General features: G+C 66.6%; 19 protein-coding genes. 5 read left to right on the plus strand and 14 right to left on the minus strand.

The genetic code is table 11. The features are described from left to right. Window positions 1-24: 24 nt before the first annotated feature. From ACLFRB_RS03890 to ilvB, 10 genes are all read right to left on the minus strand, one after another. Window positions 25-2,940: a FimV/HubP family polar landmark protein gene (locus tag ACLFRB_RS03890; protein WP_411067689.1), complete on the minus strand. Its 2,916-nt coding sequence runs from the start codon at window positions 2,938-2,940 to the stop codon at window positions 25-27. Between the two features lie 548 nt (window positions 2,941-3,488). Beyond that, on the minus strand, window positions 3,489-4,601 hold the full coding sequence (asd, locus tag ACLFRB_RS03895) for an aspartate-semialdehyde dehydrogenase (RefSeq protein WP_411067709.1): 1,113 nt from the start codon (window positions 4,599-4,601) through the stop codon (window positions 3,489-3,491). A gap of 191 nt (window positions 4,602-4,792) precedes the next feature. Beyond that, window positions 4,793-5,875 carry a 3-isopropylmalate dehydrogenase gene (gene leuB, locus ACLFRB_RS03900; RefSeq protein ID WP_411067690.1) on the minus strand — a complete coding sequence of 361 codons (1,083 nt, stop codon included), beginning with the start codon at window positions 5,873-5,875 and terminating at the stop codon, window positions 4,793-4,795. A gap of 234 nt (window positions 5,876-6,109) precedes the next feature. Further along, window positions 6,110-6,757 (minus strand): 3-isopropylmalate dehydratase small subunit, encoded by a 648-nt coding sequence (leuD, locus tag ACLFRB_RS03905; protein WP_411067691.1) that lies wholly within the window; start codon window positions 6,755-6,757, stop codon window positions 6,110-6,112. Between the two features lie 168 nt (window positions 6,758-6,925). Next, complete coding sequence (gene leuC / locus ACLFRB_RS03910; RefSeq protein WP_411067692.1) at window positions 6,926-8,335, minus strand: 3-isopropylmalate dehydratase large subunit; 1,410 nt, start codon at window positions 8,333-8,335, stop codon at window positions 6,926-6,928. Between the two features lie 212 nt (window positions 8,336-8,547). Beyond that, window positions 8,548-10,077, minus strand: a complete 1,530-nt coding sequence (locus ACLFRB_RS03915; RefSeq protein ID WP_411067693.1) for a 2-isopropylmalate synthase — start codon at window positions 10,075-10,077, stop codon at window positions 8,548-8,550. A 340-nt stretch (window positions 10,078-10,417) separates the two neighbouring features. After that, window positions 10,418-11,185, minus strand: a complete 768-nt coding sequence (gene pssA / locus ACLFRB_RS03920; RefSeq protein ID WP_411067694.1) for a CDP-diacylglycerol--serine O-phosphatidyltransferase — start codon at window positions 11,183-11,185, stop codon at window positions 10,418-10,420. 88 nt (window positions 11,186-11,273) lie between these two features. Further along, window positions 11,274-12,290, minus strand: coding sequence for a ketol-acid reductoisomerase (gene ilvC, locus ACLFRB_RS03925; protein WP_411067695.1), 1,017 nt, complete (start codon window positions 12,288-12,290; stop codon window positions 11,274-11,276). Window positions 12,291-12,430: 140 nt separating this feature from the next. Beyond that, window positions 12,431-12,919, minus strand: a complete 489-nt coding sequence (gene ilvN, locus ACLFRB_RS03930) for an acetolactate synthase small subunit (RefSeq protein WP_411067696.1) — start codon at window positions 12,917-12,919, stop codon at window positions 12,431-12,433. 10 nt (window positions 12,920-12,929) lie between these two features. After that, window positions 12,930-14,618, minus strand: coding sequence for a biosynthetic-type acetolactate synthase large subunit (gene ilvB, locus ACLFRB_RS03935; protein ID WP_411067697.1), 1,689 nt, complete (start codon window positions 14,616-14,618; stop codon window positions 12,930-12,932). Window positions 14,619-14,782: 164 nt separating this feature from the next. On the opposite strand from ilvB, the gene ACLFRB_RS03940 reads away from it, so the two are divergent. Next, complete coding sequence (locus ACLFRB_RS03940; RefSeq protein ID WP_411067698.1) at window positions 14,783-15,529, plus strand: arginyltransferase; 747 nt, start codon at window positions 14,783-14,785, stop codon at window positions 15,527-15,529. Here ACLFRB_RS03940 and ACLFRB_RS03945 read toward each other — a convergent pair. From ACLFRB_RS03945 to ACLFRB_RS03955, 3 genes are all read right to left on the minus strand, one after another. Then, a complete protein-coding gene (locus ACLFRB_RS03945; protein WP_411067699.1) occupies window positions 15,526-16,035 on the minus strand; it encodes a superoxide dismutase family protein in 510 nt (169 codons plus the stop codon). The genes ACLFRB_RS03940 and ACLFRB_RS03945 overlap by 4 nt on opposite strands. Window positions 16,036-16,114: 79 nt before the next feature. After that, on the minus strand, window positions 16,115-17,056 hold the full coding sequence (locus ACLFRB_RS03950; RefSeq protein WP_411067700.1) for a PA2778 family cysteine peptidase: 942 nt from the start codon (window positions 17,054-17,056) through the stop codon (window positions 16,115-16,117). A 4-nt stretch (window positions 17,057-17,060) separates the two neighbouring features. Next, window positions 17,061-17,468 carry a PA2779 family protein gene (locus tag ACLFRB_RS03955; RefSeq protein WP_411067701.1) on the minus strand — a complete coding sequence of 136 codons (408 nt, stop codon included), beginning with the start codon at window positions 17,466-17,468 and terminating at the stop codon, window positions 17,061-17,063. Window positions 17,469-17,796: 328 nt separating this feature from the next. On the opposite strand from ACLFRB_RS03955, the gene ACLFRB_RS03960 reads away from it, so the two are divergent. Next, window positions 17,797-18,849: a hypothetical protein gene (locus ACLFRB_RS03960; RefSeq protein WP_411067702.1), complete on the plus strand. Its 1,053-nt coding sequence runs from the start codon at window positions 17,797-17,799 to the stop codon at window positions 18,847-18,849. Between the two features lie 7 nt (window positions 18,850-18,856). On the opposite strand, the gene ACLFRB_RS03965 is transcribed toward ACLFRB_RS03960, so the two are convergent. Next, the gene (locus ACLFRB_RS03965) at window positions 18,857-19,897 is read right to left on the minus strand and encodes a methionyl-tRNA formyltransferase (protein WP_411067703.1); all 1,041 of its coding nucleotides are present in this window, start codon (window positions 19,895-19,897) and stop codon (window positions 18,857-18,859) included. Between the two features lie 487 nt (window positions 19,898-20,384). On the opposite strand from ACLFRB_RS03965, the gene ACLFRB_RS03970 reads away from it, so the two are divergent. From ACLFRB_RS03970 to ACLFRB_RS03980, 3 genes are read left to right on the plus strand one after another with little or no spacing between them, the layout of a single operon-like run. Further along, complete coding sequence (locus ACLFRB_RS03970; RefSeq protein ID WP_411067704.1) at window positions 20,385-21,476, plus strand: DegT/DnrJ/EryC1/StrS family aminotransferase; 1,092 nt, start codon at window positions 20,385-20,387, stop codon at window positions 21,474-21,476. Continuing rightward, window positions 21,464-22,672: an acetyl-CoA carboxylase biotin carboxylase subunit family protein gene (locus ACLFRB_RS03975; protein ID WP_411067705.1), complete on the plus strand. Its 1,209-nt coding sequence runs from the start codon at window positions 21,464-21,466 to the stop codon at window positions 22,670-22,672. The genes ACLFRB_RS03970 and ACLFRB_RS03975 overlap by 13 nt, the downstream gene beginning before the upstream one ends. Before the next feature lie 37 nt (window positions 22,673-22,709). Then, on the plus strand, window positions 22,710-23,885 hold the full coding sequence (locus ACLFRB_RS03980; RefSeq protein ID WP_411067706.1) for a TDP-N-acetylfucosamine:lipid II N-acetylfucosaminyltransferase: 1,176 nt from the start codon (window positions 22,710-22,712) through the stop codon (window positions 23,883-23,885). Window positions 23,886-24,086: the final 201 nt, after the last annotated feature.

A 24,086-nucleotide genomic window follows, 5' to 3' on the forward strand; every position in this document is an offset into this window, starting at 1 on the left:
GCCGCTAGCAGAGGTCGGCCGGCTTCAGGACAAGGAGGCCAGGAGCTGGCGGGCACGCTCCTGCTGCTCGGTCTCCCCTTGGGATTCCACCTCCTGGAGCAGTACCCGGGCCGATTCCGGGTCGCCCATATCGATCCATGCCCGGGCAAGGTCCAGTTTAATCTCGATCTCATTGTCCTCCGCTCCCCCGCCTTCAGCCGCCACAGGCCCAGTTCCAGCGGTCTCGTTACCGCCAGGGGAATCGAGATCCAGCCAGGACTCCTCTTGGTCTCCGCTGACCGCCCCCTCCCCGGACAGGTCTGAGAGCGAAAGATCCATGTCATTCTCCCCGCCACTGGGCGCGGAGGCCGAATGGGAAGAGGCAGGGCCATCCTCTTCCAGCGAACCGAGATCGAATTCGAGACCACCGTCATCAGCCTCCCCCACCGAGGCATTCAGGTCGTTTCCAGACGGGCCCTCCGGGGCAGCCCATTCCAGCTCCTTTTCCCCAGCCGACCCGGAATCCCCGCTTTCATCGTCGAGGCCGAGATCGAAATCCAGCTCGTTACCCCCATTATCCGCCTCCTCCGAGCCTACCCGCGAAGGAGTGGGCTCCCGGACACCCTCTGCGTCCGGGGCCCCGGAGAGGTCGGAGGCAAGCTCCTCCGACCCGTCGCCAGCATCCAGGTCCAGGGACAGAGCGTCATCCTCCCTGGCCCCCCCGGAGCCCGCATCGGAACCGGTGGCATCAGGGGAAGGCTCCGTTGAATCTCCCCCAAGAGAGAGACTCAGATCCTCTTCCAGGGGGGCACCCGACCCTTCAGTCCCGCCGCCAGAACCCTCCTTCGTTGCCCCCGAATCCGGATTGGGAACCGACTCCCCGGGGGTGGCCTGGGGCTCGTCATCAAAGCTGAAAACCAGATCGTCTTCCGGCTCCGCCTCCCCCATCGAAGCAGCCGCATTGCCGTCAGGCTCCGAGTCCGGGGCCGGAGAAGGCGGCGCAGAATTGGCCCCATCCTCCTCCGGCGACAGGCCCAGGTCGAAGTCGTCCATGTCAAAGGAAGGGGCTGCGGCCTCCGGGGCGTCCGCCTCCGCCCCCTGCCCCGGTGAGGAATCGCCCAGGCCGGCGAACAGGGTGCTTTCGGGCTTGAGCTGCCGGCCCCTGTCGCGAATCTCCTCCTGCCAATCCGGATGGGCACCGCCCAGCTGGGAGAAGAGCCGGCGGGCCACCTCCTCGAACTGGTCCCCGTCCCATTCCTCCTCATACAGGTCCAGGAGACGCCCGTACAGGGCCCAGTTCCGGGGCTCCAAGGCCAGGGCCTGCCAGAGGGTGGAGCGGGCCTGCTTGAGCTCCCCCGCCGCCGCCTGGGCGTTGGCCCGGGTCAGGGGATCGAGATCCTCCATGGACCCGTCGGATCCATCCAGCCCTCCGTCCGCAGAAGGCGGCGGGGCACCCCCCGGCCCCCCACTCACCTTCCGCCACAGGGCCAGGATGGCGAGGAGCATGAGCAGGTTCACTCCGGCCAGCCCCCAGAGGATGTACCGGTCCCGGCTCGGCATGCCGTCACCGTCCCCCGGGCGATCGGCCATGTCGGACATGGCCTCGCTCTGCTTGTCGATCAGGGAGCTCTGCTGATCCAGGCGTTCATTCAGGGAGGTGAGGCGCTCCTCCAGGGAGTCGATGGTGGTCTGCATGGAGCTGCGCCGCTCCTCCAGGGACCCGCGCAGCTCCTCCAGATCGGCCTGCACCTCCTCGCCCACCTCCAGGCCGGGCTGCTCCCCGGAAGCCCCTTCCCCGGCAAGATCCTTGCCGGCCTCTACGGCGGCCTCCTGGAGGCTTCCCCCATCATCTGAGGAATCCCCGGCAACGGGCATGAACTCCTCGAGCTCCTCTGCACCCTCCGGATCCTCCGTCTCCACGGAGGCTTCCTCTTTTTCAGGGTCCTCGGAATCCTCCCCCTTTTCGGGCTGTTCGGGCTGTTCGGCCTCTTCTTCCCCCTTTCGCCCCTTTTCCTGCTCGGGCTCCTCCTCGGATTCAGCGGGGTCCGGCTCCGTGGGAGCGGAAGACTCATTGTTATCGTCTCGGTCCAGGCCCACCTGGAGGTGATAGCGCTCATGCCCGGGGTTGGGGTCGGCACCAGGTTGCCCCAAATCTTCCCACTCGCGGCGCTGCTCGGTGATCAGCTCTTCCGCCTCCTCCGCGGAAATCCGGCGGATACGTTCCTCTTCGGGAAGGTCCAGCAATGCCCCCCGACGAAGCAGGTTCATATTGCCGTCCACAAAGGCCTCAGGGTTGTCCTTCCAAACCGCCACCAACGCCGCCTCCAAGGGCACCGAGCCGTCCTGGCGAACCCGCTGGACGATGGTAGCCAGGGTGTCGCCGGAACGCACCGGGCCGTACCGGTCCCGTTTCGTCCAGCCCTCTGTCACCTCCACGTCGGGGCGCTCCACCCCTGGCTCTCCGCCCTGGGATGCGGAGGCTTCTTCCGCTTCCGGGGATTGGCCTGGGCGGGATTCCGTTTCAGGTTCTCGGGACGGCTCCTCCGCAGCGGATTGCGGGGCAGAGTCCTTCGCCTCGGGCGGGGCCGCCCGAGCCGGGTCGAGTGCAACGGTAAACATCTTCAGGACCTGATTGTCCCCGTCCCCAATCCGGACCATGACATCGAATAGAGGGGTATCAAGGGGCTCCGAGCTGAGCAGGACGATGCGTGGAGACTCCCCATCCACCAGCCGCACCTCCAGTTGCCCCACGACCGGCGACGGGGTCTTGCCCACCACCTGGTAATCCTCGGCGGAGGCCAGGGCCACTTCCAGAGAAGAGGCGGACTCCTGGCCGCTCAGGTGGACCGGCGCTTCCGCGTGGAGTGGTTTCCCGAGTCTCGACTCGACCTCGAGCTTCCCCAGCCCGAGACCCACCGCCGTTTCGGACACGGCCACCAGCCCCAGGAAAAGGCTGGCCAAGGGACCGACCCTCCCGGTGGCTGACACACGGGCCCAAGATGGGCTGCACAGGCGCCCTGTCTGGGCGGATTTCGGCATGAAGGGTCTCCTGTTCGGGCCTGACGGGGCTTTTTTACCGCAAACCCTCCCTTGCGAGCAACTCGACGATTGGGATTATGTGGAATGCAGCCCCTTTTCCAATGCAGCTAGCAACAAACCAAAGATTTCCGCTTTTGTCGAGGACAGCCCCCAGTTCGTCACCCCCCGGGCAACACACGGCCCGCCTGGGTGCGGCGTTCCCCCCGTCGGTCCACCCCTCCAGGCCCCTCGCAAAGAGGCTCCGGCACACCTCGCGACCGCCCGCGCTCCCGGCGCATTGGATAGAGGCAGGGGTTTAGGAAACCGAGGAGAGCTGCCCGGTTCACGGAAAATTTATCTAACAACGGTTTTGGCGGATCCGCGACATGGAAACGAAGCACCACGCATGCAGCATCGGTGCCGAAACAAAAACGGCCCCCGGGCGGCTGCCCAGGGGCCGGCAGGCAGGTTCTGATCAGTGTCGGGACCCGCTAGGCTCGAGCGAGGATCCCCAGCATGCGCCGCACGGGCTCGGCGGCACCCCACAGGAGCTGGTCGCCCACGGAAAAGGCGTTGAGGTACTCGCCGCCCATGCGCATCTTGCGCAGGCGGCCTACCGGCACCCCCAGGGTGCCGGTCACCGCCGCCGGCGTGAGGCGCTCCATGGACGGCTCCTTGTCGTTGGGCACCACTTCCACCCAATCGTTGGCGGAGCCGATGATTCCCTCCACCTCGTCGGTGGGCACGTCGCGGGTGAGCTTGACGGTGAAGGCCTGGGCGTGGGAGCGCATGGCGCCGATGCGCACGCAGGTGCCGTCGATGGGCACGGGCGCCCCCTGGCGGCCGAGGATCTTGTTGGTCTCCTCGGACCCCTTCCATTCCTCCTTGCTCTGGCCGTTGTCCATGGGCTTGTCGATCCAGGGAATGAGGCTGCCGGCCAGGGGCACGCCGAAGTTGTCGTCGGGGAAATCCCCGGCGCGCATGTGCTCCGTCACCGCCCGATCGATCTCCAGGATGCCGGCGGCGGGGTCGTCCAGCCGGGCCCCGGCGGCGTCGCGCAGGGCGCCCATCTGGGCAATCAGCTCGCGCATATTCTGGGCACCGGCACCGGAGGCGGCCTGGTAGGTCATGGAGGTCATCCACTCCACCAGGCCCTCGCGGAACAGCCCGCCCAGGGCCATGAGCATGAGGCTCACCGTGCAGTTGCCGCCGACGAAGGTCTTCGTGCCCTGCTCCAGGGCGGCGTCGATGCGATCGCGGTTCACGGGGTCGAGGATGATGACGCTGTCGTCGGCCATGCGCAGGGTGGAGGCGGCGTCGATCCAGTAGCCGTCCCAGCCGGATTCCCGTAGGGGCCCGTACACCTCCTCGGTGTAGTCGCCGCCCTGGGTGGTGACCACGGCGTCCATCTCGCGCAGGGCATCGAGGTCGGTGGCGTCCTGCAGGGCCGGCACCTCCACGCCCACGTCCGGGCCCGGCCGGCCGGCCTGGGAGGTGGAGAAGAACACCGGCTCGATGCCGGTGAAGTCGCCCTCCTCGCGCATGCGCTGCATGAGCACGGAGCCCACCATGCCCCGCCAGCCGACGAACCCGATCCGCTTCACACTGCCTGCCGCCATTGCGTCCGTTCCTGTTTTGGTTGCCTTCTATGGTGGCCCGACCGGGCGCCGTGTCGCCCGATCCGTCCCAGATGCCAGTTCCCCCTGTAGGAGCTCGCTTTAGCGAGCGGCCCGCTGCAAGCGCGAGTGGCTACCCAGGCAATCGCCCGCTGAAGCGGGCTCCTACAGACGGTGCTCTAACCGCGCAGTGCGGCCACCACCGCATCGCCCATCTCGGCCGTGCCGATGGCTTGCTCGCCCTCGGCGGCGATATCCGGGGTGCGCAGGCCATCCGCCAGGACCCGCTCCACGGCCCGCTCCACGCGGTCCGCAAGCGCCCCCTCGTCGAGGCTGTAACGCAGCATCATGGCCACCGACAGGATGGTGGCCAGGGGATTGGCCTTGCCGGTGCCGGCGATGTCCGGCGCCGAGCCGTGGATGGGCTCGTACATGCCGGCGCCCTCGGCGCTCAGGGAGGCGCTCGGCAGCAGGCCGATGGAGCCGGTGAGCATGCTCGCCTCATCGGAGAGGATGTCGCCGAACATGTTGGTGGTCACCATGACGTCGAACTGCTTGGGTGCCCGGACCAGCTGCATGGCCGCATTATCCACGTACATGTGAGACAGCTCCACATCCGGGAATTCCCGCTGCCCCACGTCGCTGACCACCTCGCGCCACAGCTCGGTGGCCTCGAGCACGTTGGCCTTGTCGATGCTGCACACCCGCCCGGACCGCTTGCGGGCGATGTCGAAGGCCACCCGGGCGATGCGCTCGATCTCGTCGCTGGTGTAGACCAGCGAGTTGACGCCCTTGCGGCGGCCGTCGGCGAGCTCCTCCACGCCGCGAGGCTCGCCGAAGTAGATGCCGCCGGTGAGCTCGCGTACCACCATGATGTCGATGCCCGCGACCACCTCCGGCTTGAGCGCCGAGGCTTCCGCCAGCTCGGGGAAGACCTTGGCCGGGCGCAGGTTGGCGAACAGGCCCAGCTCCTTGCGCAGGCCGAGCAGGGCCCGCTCGGGCCGCACGGAATAGTCCAGGGCCTCCCACTTGGGTCCGCCCACGGCGCCGAGCAGCACGGCGTCGGCGCCCTTGGCCAGCTCCAGGGTGGCCTCGGGCAGGGGGTGGCCGCTCTGATCGTAGGCGGTGCCGCCCACCGGGGCCTCCTCCCACTCCACGTCCAGGCCGAACTCGGCGCGCAGCACCTCGAGGATCTTGCAGGCCTCGCGGACGATGTCGGGGCCGATGCCGTCGCCGGGCAGTACGGCGAGCTTGTGCGTCATTGGATTCCTCTCTTCAAGCGGTTGATCCACCGCCGCGACGCGGAGGGCGCAGAGAACGGCAAAGGCGGGCCTGGATCGGAGGTCTTCGTAGGAACGGCGTCCACGCGGCGATCCGGGCCCAGCCCGGCCATGACGCCGCGGTCTGGAGACCGCTCCTACAAGCGGCCCTACCCGGGCTCGTTTTGCCTTCCTCCGCGTTCTCCGCGTCTCTGCGGTATTCCCGGTGCTTCCTCTCTATCCCTGCACCTCGAGCACCCAGGGGGCGCGCTTGCGGTATTCCGCCTCGAAGGCGGCGATGGCCTCGGCGCGCTCCAGGGTGAGGCCGATCTCGTCGAGGCCGTTGATGAGCATGTGCTTCTTGTGCTCGTCCACCTCGAAGGGGATCGCCTCCCCCGCAGGCGTAGTAACGGTCTGCGCTTCCAGGTCCACGTCGAGCTCGTAGCCGGGCTGCGCTTCCACCTCCTTGAACAGACGGTCCACCGTGGCGGCGTCCAGGGTGATGGTGAGGATGCCGTTCTTGGTGCAGTTGTTGGCGAAGATGTCGGCGAAGCTCGGCGCGATGATGACCCGGAAGCCGTAGTCCGCCAGCGCCCAGGGAGCGTGCTCGCGCGAGCTGCCGCAGCCGAAGTTCTCCCGCGCCAGCAGCACGGTGGCGCCGCGGTAGCGGTCCTGGTTGAGGACGAAATCGGGGTTCTCCGGGCGGACGCTATTGTCCTTGCCGGGCTCGCCCTCGTCCAGGTAGCGCCACTCGTCGAACAGGTTGGCCCCGAAGCCGGTGCGCTCGATGGACTTCAGGAACTGCTTGGGGATGATGGCGTCGGTGTCCACGTTGGCGCGGTCGAGCGGCGCCACCAGGCCCTTCATGCGGGTAAAAGGCTCCAAGATTCTACTCCCTCAATAACGGCAAAAACTGGAGAAAAAGCCAAGGCGCCAAGAACGGCGAAAAGGGAAACGGCCCGAAAATTTTCCTGACGGCCCGCTGGACACCGGCCAATTCCGAATTCCTACCTTCCTCTCGCCTTCTTGGCGTCCTTGGCTGCTTGGCGCTTTCTATTCGCCGGTGACCTCGCGCACGTCCTCGAAGTGCCCCGTGATGGCCGCGGCGGCCGCCATGGCTGGACTCACCAGGTGGGTGCGCCCGCCCCGGCCCTGCCGGCCCTCGAAGTTGCGGTTGGAGGTGGAGGCGCAGCGCTCGCCGGGGGCCAGGCGGTCGTCGTTCATGGCCAGGCACATGGAGCAGCCGGGCTCGCGCCATTCGAAGCCGGCGGCGGTGAACACCTTGTCCAGGCCCTCCTCCTCGGCCTGCCGCTTCACCAGGCCGGAGCCGGGCACCACCATGGCCTCCACGCCGTCGGCCACCCGCTTGCCGTCCACCACCGCGGCGGCGGCGCGCAGGTCCTCGATGCGGGCGTTGGTGCAGGAGCCGATGAACACCTTGTCCACGGCGATCTCGCGCATGGGGGTATTGGGCTCCAGGCCCATGTAGGCCAGGGCGTTCTCCATGGCGGCGCGCTTCACCGGATCGGCCTCCTGCTCCGGGTCTGGAACCCGGCCGCTCACCGGCACGGTCATCTCCGGGGAGGTGCCCCAGGTCACCTCGGGGATGAGCTCGCCGGCGTCGAGGGTCACCTCGGCGTCGAATTCCGCATCCGGGTCGGAGACCAGGGTCCGCCAGTAGGCCTCGGCGGCCTCCCAGACCTCCCCTTCCGGCGCGTAGGGCCGGCCGCGGAAGTAGTCGATGGTCTTGTCGTCCACCGCCACCATGCCGGCGCGGGCGCCCGCCTCGATGGCCATGTTGCACACGGTCATGCGCCCCTCCACGGAGAGGTCGCGGAAGGCCTGGCCGGCGAACTCGATGGCGTAGCCGGTGCCGCCGGCGGTGCCGATCTTGCCGATGATGGCCAGGATCACGTCCTTGGCGGTCACCCCCGTGGGCAACGGGCCGTCCACCGTCACCCGCATGGATTTGGGCTTGCGCTGCGGCAGGGTCTGGGTGGCCAGAACGTGCTCCACCTCGGAGGTGCCGATGCCGAAGGCCAGGCAGCCGAAGGCCCCGTGGGTGGATGTGTGGCTGTCGCCGCAGACCACGGTCATGCCCGGCAGCACGATGCCCTCCTCGGGCCCCACCACGTGGACGATGCCCTGGCGCGGATCACTCATCTTGAACTCGGTGATGCCGAACTCTTCGCAGTTGCGGTCCAGGGCCGCCACCTGCTTGGCGGAGACCGGGTCGCTGATGCCGCCCGAGCGGTCCGTGGTGGGCACGTTGTGGTCGGGCACCGCGTAGGTGAGCTCCGGACGCCGCACCGGGCGCCCGGCCAGGCGCAGGCCCTCGAAGGCCTGCGGGCTGGTCACCTCGTGCACCAGGTGGCGGTCGATGTAGAGCAGGGAGACCCCGTTGTCGTCGGTCTCCACCACGTGGGCGTCCCAGAGCTTGTCGAGAAGGGTCTTTCCGGACATTTTCGTTTTCCGTTTTCTAACTGCTCAGGAGCTACCGGCAGCGAGGCGGGCTACCGGCGCCGAAAATTTACCGCAGAGTACGCAGAGGGCACGGAGAAAAAGAGGCGCAAAATCATTGTTCGCCGTTCTCTGCGATCTCCGCGCCTCTGCGGCTCAATTTCCCGAAAGTGCACCGCGGAGCCGGAGCCCAGCCTATCGGCCCCGGACGCGCCTCAGAGCTGCGGATGCTTGGCCGGCGGCTCACCCACCAGCTTGTTCAGCGCATGCACGTAGGCCTTGACGGAGGCGGTGACGATGTCGGTGTCCGCCCCCTGGCCGTTGACGATGCGGCCGCCGCGCTCCAGGCGCACGGTCACCTCGCCCTGGGCGTCGGTGCCGCCGGTGATGGCGTTCACCGAGTACAGCTTGAGCTCGGCATCCACCTCGGTAATGGCCTCCACCGCCTTGAAGGCGGCGTCCACCGGGCCGTCGCCGGAGGTGGTGGCGGAGCGCTCGGTGCCGTCCACCTCCAGGGTCAGCTCCGCCTCCGGCGCCTGCCCGGTGTCGGAGCAGACGTGGAGCCGGGCCAGCTTGTAGCGCTCGGCGATCCGGGTCACCTCGTCGTTCACCAGCGCCAGGAGGTCTTCGTCGAAGATCTCCCGCTTGCGGTCGGCGAGGGCCTTGAACCGCTCGAAGGTGGCCTCGAACTGCTCGCCGTCCAGGTGGACCCCCAGCTCCTGGAGCCGGGTGCGGAAGGCGTTGCGCCCGGAGAGCTTGCCCAGGACCATGCGGTTGCGGGACCAGCCCACGCTCTCCGCGGTCATGATCTCGTAGGTCTCGCGCTCCTTGAGCACACCGTCCTGGTGGATGCCCGACTCGTGGGCGAAGGCGTTGGCGCCGACGATGGCCTTGTTGTTCTGCACCGCGAAGCCGGAGACGGTGGCCACTAGGCGGCTGGTGGGCACGATCTCGGTGGTCTCGATGCGGGTGTCCACGCCGAAGTGGTCGGCCCGGGTGCGCAGGGCCATGACCACCTCCTCCATGGCGGCGTTGCCGGCGCGCTCGCCGAGGCCGTTCACCGTGCACTCCACCTGGCGGGCGCCGTTCTCCACCGCGGCCAGGGAGTTGGACACGGCCAGACCGAGGTCGTTGTGGCAGTGCACCGAGAAGGTGGCGCGGTCCGCGTTGGGCACCCGCTCGCGCAGCATGCGGATGCGGTCGCCGAACTCGTTCGGGATGGCGTAGCCCACCGTATCCGGGATATTGATGGTGGTGGCACCGGCGTCGATGGCCGCCTCCACCACGCGGCACAGGAAGTCCGGATCGGTGCGCCCGGCGTCCTCGGCGGAGAACTCCACGTTGTCGGTATACCGCCGGGCACGCTTCACCGCCGCCACCGCCATGTCGTGCACCTCGTCGCGGCTCATCTTGAGCTTGGCGCGCAGATGGATGTCGCTGGTGGCGATGAAGGTATGGATGCGCGGATCGGAGGCCCCCGCCAGCGCCTCCCCCGCGCCGTCGATATCCGCCTCCCGCGCCCGGGCCAGGCCGCAGATCTGGGAATCGCGGATCTCGTCGGCGATGGCCTTCACGGAAGCGAAATCGCCCTTGGAGGCGGACGGGAAGCCCGCCTCGATCACGTCCACCCGCAGCCGTTCCAGGGCGCGGGCGATCTGCATCTTCTCGTCGGCATTCATGGAGGCGCCGGGGCTTTGCTCCCCGTCGCGCAGGGTGGTGTCGAATATCAGTACTCGGTCGGCCATGGGGCAGTCTCCGCTCGTCCAACCGGCCTCAGTGGCAGGCTACGGGCAAATTGGGAAACGGCGCGAATCGACGGCGTAGGCGGTGCGCACGACTTCGAGGGCGGCGCACCCGGCCGGATTCCGCAAATGGGGGATCGGGGGGTGCGGTCAGCCGCGTAGGAGGCGTAGCCGCAGGGGAAGGGGGCGGGATAGGCGCAGGAAGGGCATCGCGACAGCAGTACGTACGGGACCGCAGCCGCCGTGAGGGGCGGCCCGGAATCGCGGGGATGCGGCGCCTTGAATCGCTGACACTCCCATTGGTGCAAATCCCCCGGGCGTGAATTTTCGCCAGTTATAGAACCTATTGCTCCCGGCCGTGGCTGTCAACCTCGGCCCGCTTCCGGCGTTGCGAACGCTTGCGCCGGAGCTGGCGCATGGTATCCACCGGCCCGGCCAAGGCGTAGAGGAAGAAGAAGCCGAACAGGACCAGCGGCGGGTGGATGGCCACCAGGATCAGACCTCCCACGATCAGCACCGCCGCGAAGAAGGGCACCCGGTGCCGGAGGTCGGCGTCCTTGAAGCTGCGGAAGCGGATATTGCTCACCATGAGCAATGCCAGGGCATAGACCCCGAACAGGGAGGCCAAGTTCACCCAGACCCCGGTTATGGGTGTCTGCACCACGAACAGCACCCAGGTGGCCAGGGTGGCCGCTGCTGCCGGGGCCGGGAGGCCTTGAAAGTACCGCTTGTCCTTGACCGCGCTCTGGGTGTTGAAGCGGGCCAAACGCAGACCGGCACAGGCGGTGAACAGGAAACCGCCGAGCCAGCCGATGTTGCCGAAGGGCCCGAGGGCCCATTGGTGCACCAGCACCGCCGGGGCCAGCCCGAAGGCGATGACGTCGGAGATGCTGTCGTATTCGGCGCCAAAGTCCGTCTCGGCGTTGATCAGCCGGGCCACCCGGCCGTCCAGGCCGTCGAACACCAGTGCCACCAGGATCGCCACCGAGGCCAGGACGTAGGCGCCCTCCACGGATTTGATCAGGGCGAAGAAGCCGCTGAACATGGCCGCCGTGGTGAGCAGATTGGGCAGCACGAACACCCCCTTGCGGGGGTTGGCGCGGGTTCTCATGCCTCCGTTTCCTCGCAAAAGCCGGGCCGCGCCCCGCCGCGCAGGCGGCGGAGCGGGCCCGGATCCGTTGCAGTGCTTGCTGCGGGGCTCAGTTCTTGTCCCGGTCCACCAGCTTGCCGGCGCTCATGAACTTCATCTGCGAGCGCAGGCGCTCGCCCACCTCCTCGATGGGATGCTCCCGCGCCAGGCGCCGGGCGGACTGCAGCCGGGGGGTGCCGGCCTGGTTCTCCAGGATGTACTCCTTGGCGAAGGTGCCGTCCTGGATCTCGCCGAGGATCTTGCGCATCTCTTCCTTGACGTCCTCGTTGATGAGGCGCCGGCCGCGGGAGAAGTCGCCGTATTCCGCGGTGTTGGAGATGGAGTAGCGCATGTTGGCGATGCCGCCCTCGTAGAGCAGGTCCACGATCAGCTTCATCTCGTGCAGGCACTCGAAGTAGGCCATTTCCGGGGCGTAGCCGGCCTCGGTGAGGGTCTCGAAGCCGGACTGGATCAGCGCCGAAAGGCCGCCGCACAGCACCGCCTGCTCGCCGAACAGGTCGGTCTCGGTCTCCTCGCGGAAGGTGGTCTCGATGACGCCGGCGCGGGTGCCGCCGTTGGCGCAGGCATAGGACAGCGCGATGTCGCGCGCCTTGCCGGTAGCGTCCTGTTCGATAGCGATCAGGCTGGGCACGCCGCTGCCCTGCTCGAAGGTGGCGCGCACGGTGTGGCCGGGGCCCTTGGGGGCCACCATGAACACGTCCAGATCCTTGCGGGGGATTACCTGGCCGTAGTTGATGTTGAAGCCGTGGGCGAAGGCAAGGCCGGCGCCCTCCTTCAGATTGGGCTCGATCTGGCCGTAGTAGAGCTCCTTCTGGTGCTCGTCGGGGGCCAGCACCATGACCACGTCGGCCTTGGCCACGGCGTCCTCCACGCTGGCCACCTGCAGGCCGGCGTTCTCCGCCTTGGCCCAGGAGCCGGAGCCCTCCCGCAGGCCCACGGTCACGGCGACCCCGGAATCCTTCAGGTTGTTGGCGTGGGCGTGGCCCTGGGAGCCGTAGCCGATGATGGCCACCTCCTTGCCCTGGATCAGAGAGAGGTCGGCATCCTGATCGTAGTAAACCTTCATGGCACTCGCGTCCTTTCCTAGACCTGACCACATGCGGTGTATTACGGATGGGGATTCGGGTTCCGGTGCGGGGCCCGCAGCACCGAACGCGACGGGGGTGCGAGCCTCGCACCCCCGTCAGGAGCTCACTGGAGGGCGGCTCACATGCCGCGGGCACCGCGTCCGATGGCAATGGCTCCGGTGCGCACCACCTCCACGACCCGGGAGGGCTCGAACAGCTCCACCAGGGACTGCACCTTCTGGCCGTCGCCGGTCACTTCGAGGGTGTAGGAGGTGTCGGTCACGTCAATGATGCGGCTGCGGTAGATGTCGGCGATGCGCTTCACCTCGGCGCGCTCGTCGCCCGACTCGGCCTGCACCTTGAGCAGCACCATCTCGCGCTCCACGTGCGCGCCCTCGGTAAGGTCGGTGACCTTGATCACCTCCACGAGCTTGCGGAGCTGCTTGATGATCTGCTCAAGGATCTGATCGTCGCCCCAGGTGACGATGGTCATCCGGGAGACCCCCTCGTCGTCGGTGGGAGCCACCGACAGACCCTCGATGTTGTAGCCCCGGGCGGAGAACAGGCCCGCCACCCGGGACAGGGCCCCGGCCTCGTTCTCCAGCAGTACGGATATCACGCGTCGCATGGGGCGCCCCTCACACCAGGACCATTTCGTCCAGGCCGGCACCGGCCGGAACCATGGGATAGACGTTCTCGGCCGGGTCCACCACGAAATCCAGGAACACCAGCCGGTCCGTGGTCAGGGCCTCCCGGAGCATGCCTTCCACGTCCCCGGGCTTGTCGGTGCGCAGGCCCACGTGACCGTAGGACTCGGCCAGGGCCACGAAGTCCGGCAGGGCGTCCACGTAGGACTCCGCGTAGCGGCTCTCGTAGAACAGCTCCTGCCACTGGCGCACCATGCCCAGGTAGCCGTTGTTCAGGTTGATCACCTTCACCGGCAGGCGGTACTGCTTGGCGGTGGACAGCTCCTGGATGTTCATCTGGATGCTGCCCTCCCCCGTGATGCAGGCCACCGCCGCATCCGGGTAGGCCATCTGCGCGCCGAGGGCCGCGGGCAGGCCATAGCCCATGGTGCCGAGGCCGCCCGAGTTGAGCCACTGCCGGGGGCGCTTGAAGTGGTAGAACTGCGCCGCCCACATCTGGTGCTGGCCCACGTCGGAGGTGATGATGGCGTTGCCTTCGCTCACCTCGTAGAGCTTTTCCAGCACGAACTGCGGCTTGATCAGGCCGCTGTCGCGGTCGTACTTCAGGCAGTCGCGGCCGCGCCACTCGTTGATCTGATCCCACCAGGGCTGCAACCGCGCCGTGTCCCCGGGGCCCTCCCGGTCCACGATCTGGTTCATCTCCTCCAGCACGGACTGCACGTGCCCGACGATGGGCACGTCCACCTCCACGTTCTTGGAGATGCTGGCGGGGTCGATGTCCACGTGGACGATCTTGGCGTGCGGCGCGAAGCGCTCGATCTTGCCGGTGACCCGGTCGTCGAAGCGGGCACCGATGGCCACCAGCACGTCGCAGTGGGTGATGGCCATGTTGGCCTCGTAGGTGCCGTGCATGCCCAGCATGCCCACGAACTGCGGATCGTCGCCGGGATAGCCGCCCAGCCCCATCAGGGTGTTGGTGATGGGGAAGTTGAGCTTGCGCACCAGCTGAGTCAGCTCCTCGGCGGCATCCCCGAGCACCACGCCGCCGCCGGTATAAACCATGGGGCGCTCGGCGTTGCGCATAAGCTCCACGGCCTTCTTGATCTGCCCGGAGTGCCCCTTGATGGTGGGGTTGTAGGAGCGCATATGCACTTCCTGGGGATACTCGAACTCATACTCCGCGGCGGTGACATCCTTGGGGATGTCCACCACCACGGGCCCCGGGCGCCCCGTGGAGGCGATGTAGAAGGCCTTCTTGATGGTGGAGGCCAGCTCGCTGACGTCCTTCACCAGGAAGTTGTGCTTGGTGCACGGCCGGGTGATGCCGACGGTATCCGCCTCCTGAAAGGCGTCGTTGCCGATCATGGCGGTGGGCACCTGGCCGGTGATCACCACCATGGGCACCGAGTCCATGTGCGCGGTGGCCAAGCCGGTAACGGCGTTGGTGGCCCCGGGCCCGGAGGTCACCAGGCCCACGCCCACCTTGCCGGTGGCCTGGGAATACCCCTCGGCCGCATGGATGGCGGCCTGCTCGTGGCGAACCAATACATGGCGCACGCGGTCCTGCTTGAACAGGGCATCGTATACGTGGAGCACGGCCCCTCCGGGGTACCCGAAGACCGTATCCACTCCCTCTTCCTGCAAGCATCGGACGACGATATCTGCGCCAGTGAGCTTCAAGGCTCGCTCCTGTATATAGGCTTGAAGGCGGCGGGCCGGAGCCGCCACCCGGAAACGGCTACTGCGGTATCATGGTTGGCTCGTAGACAGGAAATTCCCGATTTTACGCACCCTAGGTCCGGTCCGCCAGGGTGTCAACCAAGCCCCATCGGCCAATCCCAGGCATGACATTATACGCCACTTTTCCCTACGAATGCCCCTACCTGCCCGACCGGACGGCGGTTTCCGCGGTCTACGACCCGGGGGTGCCGGTGGATAGCCAACTGTACGGCGAGCTCATCCGGTACGGATTCCGGCGCAGCGGCCCGCGGCTCTACCGCCCGCATTGCCCGGGCTGCAGCGCCTGCGAATCCCTGCGCATCCCCGCCGACCGATTCCTGGCGGACCGCGGCCAGCGGCGGACCTGGAGGCGCAATGCCGACCTCCATGCGCGGATCCGCCCGGCGGAGCTCGACCCGGAGCACTTCGAACTCTATCGCCGATATCAGAGAAACCGCCATCCGGGCGGGGAGATGGATTTCCGGGAGCCGAAGGAGTTCGAGCGGGCCTGCCTGACCTCCCCGGTGGACACCCGCCTGGTGGAGCTCCGGGAGCCCGGGGGGCGCCTGCTGGCGGTGGCCATAACCGACTTCCTGCCCACCGGCCTTTCCGCCATGTACACTTTCTTCGCCCCGGAGGAGGGCCGGCGCTCGCTGGGGACCTACGCCATCCTCTGGCAGATCGCCCACGCCCGGGAGGAAGGCTTCCCCCATGTCTACCTGGGCTACTGGATCCGGGACTGCGGCAAGATGGCCTACAAGGACCGGTTTCGGCCAGCGGAGATCTGGACGGGAAGCTACTGGCAGGAGCTGGAGGAGGGGCACGGGGAACGGGGTCGCGGCGGCGGTGGCCGCGCCCCCGGCAAGTCCTAGTCCTCGATCACGCCGCAGGCGATGCGGGACCCGGCGTCGCCCGCGGGGTCGGTCTTGTAGTCGTCGGCGCCTTCGTGTACCAAGATGGCGCCACCATCGTCGTCGAGGAGCTCATCGAGCTTCACGCCCGGCGCGAAGTATTCCAGCTCCAGGTCGCCGGAGCCGGGGACGTGGATGTTGGGCATATCCCCGGCGTGGTAGCCCTCCTCGCTCATGAACCCGTGGGCCTTGCCTTCCGGATTGAAATGCCCGCCGGCGGATTTGAACGGCGGCTCGCACTGGCCCGTTTCATGGATGTGGAAGGCGTGGGTGCCCTCCGGCATCCCCTCCAAGTCCGCGTGCACGAGGATCCCGTGGGGGCTCTCCTTCAGCTCCACCTCCCCCATTTCCTGGCCATCCGCGTCCCGCAGCTCGGCGGCAGCGTCGCCGGCGTGAGCCGGCCCCGCGAGTCCTCCCAACAGCACTGCGGCCACCGCGGTCCATCCCATTCCTTCCGTAATGCGCATATCCACCTCCTTGGCCGGAGCCACACGGGTTGATCTCCTACGACGGTCTCCCGCGCCCGGGAGGAACCGACGACTCAGGTTATCTTTGCGCTTCTCCCGGGGCACCTTCCAGTTCTTGCAGGGTGTCCTGGTATTCCTTGCGCTCCCCGCCGGCGTGGCGGACGGCGGTCCGGGCAGCCTCCCGCGCCGCCCGGGTCCGGCCGGACCGCCCGAGCACCAGGGCTAGGTTATTCCAGGCCTCCGCCTTCCGGGGTTCGAGGCGCACGGCCTCCCGGTAGGCCGACTCCGCGCCTTCCAGCTCGCCCTGGTGATACCGGACGTTCCCTAGTCCGATCCACCCCTCCACCCGGTCGGGCCAGCGCCGCGTAACGGCGGCGTAGGCCCGTTCGGCCGCCGCATGGCGGCCGGCCCGTTCCAGACCCACTCCCCCCTCCAGAACCGCGAAGGGCCCCGCGGTGGCCGGCATTTCCCCCGGCGGGAGGACCACCAGGGCCCATCGACCCCCGCGCTCCCAGGTGCGCTCGAAGGTGGAAAGGGCCACCTCCCGGGCTTCCCGGCGGCCGGTGTGCAGCACCACCTGCCCCTTGCCGAGGTCGTAGCCCACCAACACCGCGTAGTGCCACCGGGGCAGCCAGTCGAGGCCCAGATTCTGGAAGACCAGCACCGGATGGCCGGCGGCCACCTCGGCCAGCACCCCTTCCAGATCCTTCACCGGAATGGCCAGACGCCCGCGCCGCCTGGCGGCGGCCAGGATGTCGTTACGGAAACTGCCGTCCCGGTCGGGGGTGAACACCTCCGGCGCCACCTCCCCCTGCCCCACCTCGTGGCCCGACCAGGACAGGACCATGGCCAAGGAGGCCGGACCGCAGTAGTGGGCTTCCTGCGGGTAGAAGGGCACCTCCGCGACCTGGGCCCGGTCGGGGAGCCTGCCGGCCTCCTCCCGGAGGCGGTCGCTTTCCAGGTGGGCGCAGGCGGAGAGCAGGACCGCCGCCAGGATGCCCCCGATCCGCCAGCCGGGCACGGGCCTAGGGCTTCTTGACGAAGGGAAACACGTCGGTGAAGCCGGCGATATCCGTAATCAGCAGGACGATGAAGACGAATATCGCCCCACCAACCAGGGTCCCCAAACCATCGGCCCCGGCCGGCTCGCGGTCCAGGGCTCCCGCGATTCGGCGCACCTCGGCATCCGTGAGGCTGCCCACCCGCTTGGACGCCTCCTCGGCGCTTACCCCGAGCCGTTCCAGCTGCTGGCGGACATCCTTGCGCTCCAGGAAGGACTGCACCCGGGCCCGCTCCGCTTCCATCCGGGAATCCTGGACCACCTGCTCCGTGGACACGAGGCCTGCCCCGGCCGAGGCCGGTATGGAGGCCAGGACGACCAGAACCGCCAAGGGAGCCGCCAGGATCCGCCCGAGCTTCGCTATCTGCCGCATTGACTTCCCTTTCCGATGAGAAAGAAGAAGGTTTTGTACCTCTCTATGCCCCCGTGTTGCAGGGGCTCTTCTATGACCCTAGGGACAAACCGAAACCGGGACAAGTCGCCCTGGCGTCCTTCCCCTGCCCCGGTCAACTCCCTGGCCCCAGAGAAGGTGGTGAGCCCCCTTCAGGTTTTGGGTTCCCCTTGGTATTCGGCGGCCAACCCATCTCCTTGACATCGTCCGGGACTCCTGTGGGGATGGTTTCCATGACCCTTGCCGACATTTCGTGCCCTTCGCGGACAGGGGCAAGGCACCCCCCGATTCCCACACCCCGGGAAGCCCCATGAACACCCTGATCCACATCGGCATACCCAAAACCGTAACCACCTCCCTACAGAAAGATTTTTTCGCCAAGCACCCGGAAGTCCTGTACCTCGGGGTGGGGTCGGATGGGGAGATCGGCTATGCGGATACGGAAACCGAGCGGATTTTCGAGCACCTCCTGCTGTACGCCCGGGCAGAGGTATTCGAAAAGGAGCGGGATCTTGCCCGAAAAAAGATCCGGGAGCATGCGGACAGAGCCGCAGGCGCGGGGAAAAAGGCCCTCGTCCTGTCCCTGGAATGGCTGTCCTTCCGGTTCACCCCCGACATGGCCGACACGCGGACCCTGGCAAGGCGCCTGCGGGAGATCTTCGGACCCGGTACCACCGTATTCGCCCTGCTGCGCCGTCAGGACCACCTCCTGCAGTCCCTTTACAACGAATACGTCAAGCACGGCCTGCCCATGGGATGGGGCGAGTTCCTCGAATACATCTACAAGTTCCGGGAGCGGAACTTCTTTCCGGATCTATGCTACGACCAGCTGGTGGAATCCTATGCCCGCGTTTTCGGGGAATCCAACCTCCGCATCGGCTTCCTGGAGGAATACCGGGAGCGGGACGGCTCGCTGAAGACCACCGAACGGGGCTATGAGCTGACCGGGGCCATTGCCGGGCTCCTGGGAATTTCAGACAAAAGCCCGGCCCTGGAGCACCACAACCCCTCGCTTTCCTCCCAGGTGCTCGCCCACAAGCTGGCCCTGAACCGTAGCGTGAGGCACGATTTCGGCAACCTCCTCTTCGAGCACGCCACCCTCCATCGGCAGCGCACCGCCCATGGCCGGGACCGCGAGCTGCTCGACCTGGACATCTACCGGGACGTGCGCAAGAAACGGATGCTGATCCAGGAGGCCCAGGCCCGCGCCCGGGTTATCGCGCCGGCCCCCTCCGGAACCCGGATGGAAACGGACACTCCGCTGTATCACTGGCTGATGGCGCGGCTCGGAGAGGCCAACGCCGCCCTGGCCGCCCGCCTCGGGCGGGCGCTCCCGGAGGGGTATGATTTGGACACTGAATAGCCAAGGGCTAGGCCCGGCAGGCAGTTCCAGTGCGCTTGACCTCCCGGGGCAGGGCCTCCACCCAGTCCACGAATTCCCTCCACCGGGGCCATCGCGCGCTTTCGAAGCGGACCCCGGGGGCCAGATCTCCGGCGGGAGCGTCTACCTCAAGCTCCGCCACTCCCTGACCCGTCCCTACCCGCATCCACCGCCCCCGGACCGCCAAAACCTCCCCGGGTGCCCCTGAACGGCCATCCTCGGGGAAAGCTTCGTCGGGGCGCGCCCGCCGGAGCGTGACATCCCAACCGTCCAGGCTGGTGTAGCAGCTCCGGAATCGGATCACACGCTGGATCAGCCAGGCGGGGGCGGTCCAATCCACCGGAAGCCTGTTCGGCGGCTCGGAGCCGAACTGCCGTCTCCAGCTGAAGTGGCACTCCATCCCCGTGGATCCCCACCGGCCCTCCGGGTAGCGACCGGTCCGGATCCCCGCGATCGCGTGCCTGTACATGTGGGCCAGGAGCGAGGCACCCCGGGCCGTGACCTCCTCCTCCCTGTCCCCGTCCACAATGGGAAAGGGGCGCTGCAGAAGAACCGGCCCGGTATCGATGCCCTCCTGCATGAACTGGATGCTGACCCCCGTCCTCCGCAAACCGGCGAGCAGCGCCCCCGCGGTCGGATGCTTCCCCCGCAGCTCCGGGAGTAGGGAAAGATGGGTGTTCAGGATCCCCAGGGGAAAGGCACGGATGAGCTCCGGCGAAAGCAGGCCCCATCGGGACACCACGGCCATGTCCGGCCGAAGCCGCTCCACCAGGGCGGCCAACTGCTCCCGTTCGGAACCGTCCGCTATGGCGTACCTGGGCCCTGGCACCCTCCCGGCGGGCCCGTCGGGGGACCCCGCCGAAGAAGGCCCCCACATTACGGGTCGCTTCCCCGTCGGGACTGGCTTTTCGGCAATCCCCACCACCTCCCCTCCTCCTTCCCGAACCCCCCGACATATGGGCCCCCGAAGGGGGCTCCTCATGGCGATCACCAGCACCCTGGGCCCGCGGCCGCCCGGCAAACCAACCATAGGCACCTTCCGTTCTGGAAGCCTTCCATACGTCCTTTTGGAAGCAAGGACGCCTTACAGGGGACGAATGGAATGAACCGATTCCATCCACGAAAACCACCCTAACCCATTCCGTCTCTTTCAATCCGGCCCTGCGACCCCCAACATGCCTGAATGAATTCGGGCACTTTTCTTCGATCAACCTGATGCAACGACAGGAGGGGATCCGGGCAGACCCCAATCCAACCCAGTGAATTATGAAAGTACCCTTTCTCCTAGGGTACCGAGCACCGACGAAGGCATTTTCCCTTAAACGAAACCGACAGTTTTCTTCGACAACCTTTACACAAGCGGTACCGCAGACCCGCAACCGTAAATTTCCTCAACCAATTCCGCTCCCGGATTCGGGATGCGCGGCTCCTTGGGCGGCACAGGACAGGGATTGCCAATTCGCAACCACCCACAAGCCGGCAGCGGCTTCGGCATCCGGCGAAAGGAACACACACGGATGATCACCGTGGGCAGCCCGTACCTGCCGGACCGCGGTAGGTTGTGGAGCTATCTGGAGCGCATTTACGAGGTCGGACAGGTCAGCAACAACGGGCCTTTGGTTCGGGAGCTGGAGGAGCGCCTGAAGGATTTCCTGGGCATCGACCATATGCTTTTGGTGGCCAATGGGACCCTGGCACTGAGCGTGGCCGTAAAGACGCTGAACATCGCGGGGGAGGCCGTAACCACGCCGTTCACCTTCGTGGCCACCAGCGCTGCCCTGAGCAACGTGGGGGTCCTGCCCCGCTACGCGGATATCGACCCGGTTACGCTGAACCTCGACGCCGCATCCGCCGAGCAGGCCCTAACCGAGCACACCACCGCCCTCGTACCGGTGCACGTCTATGGCAACCCCTGTGATGTGCGCGCCCTCGGGGAGCTGGCCCGGCGCAGGGGATTGGCAATCGTTTATGACGCGGCCCATGCCCTGGGGGTGGACCAGGATGGGGCAAGCCTCCTCCGATGGGGGGACGCCGCCACCCTGAGCTTTCACGCCACGAAGCTCTTCCATACCGGCGAAGGCGGGGGAATCGTGTTCCGGGAGAAAGAGGCCGAGGAGCGGGCCCGCAGCCTGATCAATTTCGGCATGGACCAGGACTCCGGGACCATCCGTTACCCCGGCGGGAACGCCAAGATGAGCGAGCTTCAGGCGGCCATGGGGCTGGCGGTGCTGGAGGACCTTCCGGACATCCTGGCCCGGCGCGGGGAAATCCTGCGGGTCTACGAAACCGCGCTGCAGGGATGGGTGGAGTTTCCCCGTTGGAGTCCCGATGCCACTAGAAACGGCGCCTATGCGCCCATCCTCCTCGAGGACCAGGGGGCCCGGGACCGGTTGTGGAGTGCCCTGGAACGGGCCGATATCCACTGTCGCCCCTACTTCTACCCGGCCCTGAGCACCGCCCCCCCCTACCACGCCGAGCAGCGGTTCCGGAATGCGGAGGCGACCGCCGCGCGGGTGCTGTGCCTGCCGGTGTACCCCGGCCTCGGGGACCATACGGTCCGGTTCATCTGCGAAACCATTAAAAAGGAGCTGTCCTCATGGGCAGGCTGATCTTCCTCGGGGCAAGCCCGATGCAGACCCCGCCCATACGGTATGCACGGCGGACGGGCCACTATGTAATTACCGTTGACAACCGCCCGGACAATCCGGGCCATCAGCTCGCCCATGAATGCCACAACGTGAGCACCACGGATGCCGACGGGGTCCTTGCCCTCGCCCGCCGATTGGGCATCGACGGGATCGTGGCCTATGCCTCGGATCCGGCGGCCCCCACTGCCGCCTACGTGGGAAACCATCTCGGTCTGCCCTCCAACCCCTACGAAACCGTCCAGACCCTCGCGGACAAGCAACGGTTCCGGCGCTTTCTGGAGAAGAACGGCTTCAACACCCCCCGCTCGGAGACCTTCATGGAGGCCGGGGCGGCCCGGGAGTTCGCCGCGCTCCTGGGGGGCCCCTGCTTCGTCAAGCCGGCGGACTCCTCCGGCAGCAAGGGGGTCTCGCGGGTACGGGAACCCGAGGAGGTTCCGGAAGCCTACGCCCGAGCGGAGACGTTCTCCCGATCCGGACGGGTGGTGGTGGAAGAAGCTATCGAGAGGAAGGGATATCAGATCGACACCGACGCTTTCGTGGTGGACGGCGAGCTGCGGTTCTGCTGCTGGTCGAACCAGCATACGGACCCCAAATGCAACGGGATCGTGCCGGCGGGAATCAGCTTTCCGTCTACTCTGTCGGCGGAACAACGGGAAACGGCCGAACGCCAAACCCAACGATTGTTGGACGCAGCGGGCTTCCGGAACGGGGCCCTGAACATCGAGCTGGTGTTCACGGCGGAGGGCGACCTGTACTTCCTGGAGGTGGGCCCACGCAACGGCGGCAACCTGATCCCGGAGGTAAACCGGTACGCCACCGGGATGGACCTCATCAAATACACGGTGGAGGCGGCCCTGGGCGAGGACTGTCGAGCCATTGGACCCACCCCGGTTTCGGGGTTCTGGGCCTCCCACATCGTCCACGCCCAGACGGACGGCGTCCTGGAGCGGTTGTGGGTCTCGGAGGAGATCGGCGAAAGGGCCGTGGAGCAGAACATCTGGGCCAGGCCCGGCGAGTCGGTGCGGAAATTCAGCGGCTCCCAGGACACCCTCGGGACCCTGATCCTACGGTTCCGAACTATGGAGGAAATGCTCGAGATGATGGACAACATGGAGCACTACCTGCTCGCCGAAGTTTCCCCGGCCAAGAGCGCCTAGCCTGCGCCCATGGAACCAGCGAAAGAGCGACCCCTCCATGCCGGAAAAGCTCAAGATCGCCCATATCGCGCCGGACGAGAAGTTCATCGACTCGGCCTATTGCCAGTTCGAGGAGGCGGTCCCTTCCTCCAATACCGTGTTCGTTCCGACGGAAGAGAAAAGGTTTCGATACATCAAGAAGGCCCCGGCCCGGGCCATAAGCCCCTACCGCTTCAAGGACCCCTTTTTCACGAGATCCCTGAAAGGCTACGACCTTGTCGTCCTGCATTCCCTGAACAAGTTCAACCAGGAGGTCATCGCCCATGCCCCGCAACGGACCAAATTCTCCTGGATGGGTATGGGGTTCGATTACTACGACATTATTTTCGAAGACAAGCGCCATTTCCTTATGGAGGACACCCTGGAAATCTTTGAATATTGCCAAAATCGGAAACGTGCCCCCAAGGACTCCAGTAGCGGATGGATGGACCGGATCACGCAGAAAAACCGGAGAAAAAGCGACCTGGCAAAAAAGGTGCGCTATTTCGCCCCCGTCCTGAAAAGGGAGCACGAGATCATTGCCCATAAGCTGAACAGCGAAGGGCCGGAATTCGTGGACTGGAGGTACAGCCTGAACTCCGGGTTTTTCGAGGAAATAGAAAACCACAAGAACACGACGGGAAAGGACATCCTTCTGGGAAACAGCGCCTCCTTCTCCAACAATCACATCGAGGCATTCAAGCTGATCGAATCCCTACCCCATGCAGAACGGAGGATCATCTGTCCGTTAAGCTACGGGAACCCGTGCTACGCTTCCTGGGTTATGGAGGACGGCAGACAGCGTTTCGGAGACAACTTCACCCCCTTGCGGCTTTTCTTGCCCCCGGAGGAATATCTGGAAAAGATTCGCAGCTGCTCCAACATAATCATGAACCACATCCGGCAGCAGGCAGCGGGGAACATCTCCCTCATGCTGTTCATGGGGGCCAAGGTGTTCCTCCACAACCGCAACCCCCTGTACAGGTTCTATAGGGACCTGAACCTGCCGGTCTATTCCCTGGACGAACTGAGCCGGGACCCCGCCCTGCTCGACCTGGAGCTCCCTCGCGAGGTAACGCTGCAAACCCGGAGAATCCTGCGGGACCAGCTGGGATGGCAGGCCGCGGTGCAGCGAACCAGTAACCTCATCGAGAAAGCCACAGGGTACCGGCCGCCGGAACCTCCCGGCGGCTGATGGAAGGGCCACCATCCCTCCGCAGCGAGGGCGGCACGCGGAACCTCCAGGGGATTCGCCTTGCCCCGCCCTCCAGCGCCCCTTCTTGGCATCGATCCCTGCCCCGCCCTGTGCCACCCCCCCAGGGCTTTCAGGTGTCCTGGGGCGGACCCATTCCGTTGGACAGTCACCGGGCCTTGAGAAGTAAACGGTTCGTGGGAT

Origin of the sequence: Thiohalorhabdus sp. (assembly GCF_046545655.1) — a bacterium.
GTDB lineage: Bacteria > Pseudomonadota > Gammaproteobacteria > Thiohalorhabdales > Thiohalorhabdaceae > Thiohalorhabdus.

What these genes read in the sequence shown, in the direction of transcription:
- leuC (WP_411067692.1), bottom strand. Translation starts at nt 8,335, where the DNA reads ATGTCCGGAAAGACCCTTCTCGACAAGCTCTGGGACGCCCACGTGGTG.
- ACLFRB_RS03970 (WP_411067704.1), top strand. Translation starts at nt 20,385, where the DNA reads ATGATCACCGTGGGCAGCCCGTACCTGCCGGACCGCGGTAGGTTGTGG.
- ACLFRB_RS03940 (WP_411067698.1), top strand. Translation starts at nt 14,783, where the DNA reads ATGACATTATACGCCACTTTTCCCTACGAATGCCCCTACCTGCCCGAC.
- ACLFRB_RS03945 (WP_411067699.1), bottom strand. Translation starts at nt 16,035, where the DNA reads ATGCGCATTACGGAAGGAATGGGATGGACCGCGGTGGCCGCAGTGCTG.
- ACLFRB_RS03975 (WP_411067705.1), top strand. Translation starts at nt 21,464, where the DNA reads ATGGGCAGGCTGATCTTCCTCGGGGCAAGCCCGATGCAGACCCCGCCC.
- ilvC (WP_411067695.1), bottom strand. Translation starts at nt 12,290, where the DNA reads ATGAAGGTTTACTACGATCAGGATGCCGACCTCTCTCTGATCCAGGGC.
- ACLFRB_RS03965 (WP_411067703.1), bottom strand. Translation starts at nt 19,897, where the DNA reads ATGGTTGGTTTGCCGGGCGGCCGCGGGCCCAGGGTGCTGGTGATCGCC.
- ACLFRB_RS03960 (WP_411067702.1), top strand. Translation starts at nt 17,797, where the DNA reads ATGAACACCCTGATCCACATCGGCATACCCAAAACCGTAACCACCTCC.
- ACLFRB_RS03915 (WP_411067693.1), bottom strand. Translation starts at nt 10,077, where the DNA reads ATGGCCGACCGAGTACTGATATTCGACACCACCCTGCGCGACGGGGAG.
- ilvN (WP_411067696.1), bottom strand. Translation starts at nt 12,919, where the DNA reads ATGCGACGCGTGATATCCGTACTGCTGGAGAACGAGGCCGGGGCCCTG.
- ACLFRB_RS03980 (WP_411067706.1), top strand. Translation starts at nt 22,710, where the DNA reads ATGCCGGAAAAGCTCAAGATCGCCCATATCGCGCCGGACGAGAAGTTC.
- leuB (WP_411067690.1), bottom strand. Translation starts at nt 5,875, where the DNA reads ATGACGCACAAGCTCGCCGTACTGCCCGGCGACGGCATCGGCCCCGAC.
- ACLFRB_RS03955 (WP_411067701.1), bottom strand. Translation starts at nt 17,468, where the DNA reads ATGCGGCAGATAGCGAAGCTCGGGCGGATCCTGGCGGCTCCCTTGGCG.
- pssA (WP_411067694.1), bottom strand. Translation starts at nt 11,185, where the DNA reads ATGAGAACCCGCGCCAACCCCCGCAAGGGGGTGTTCGTGCTGCCCAAT.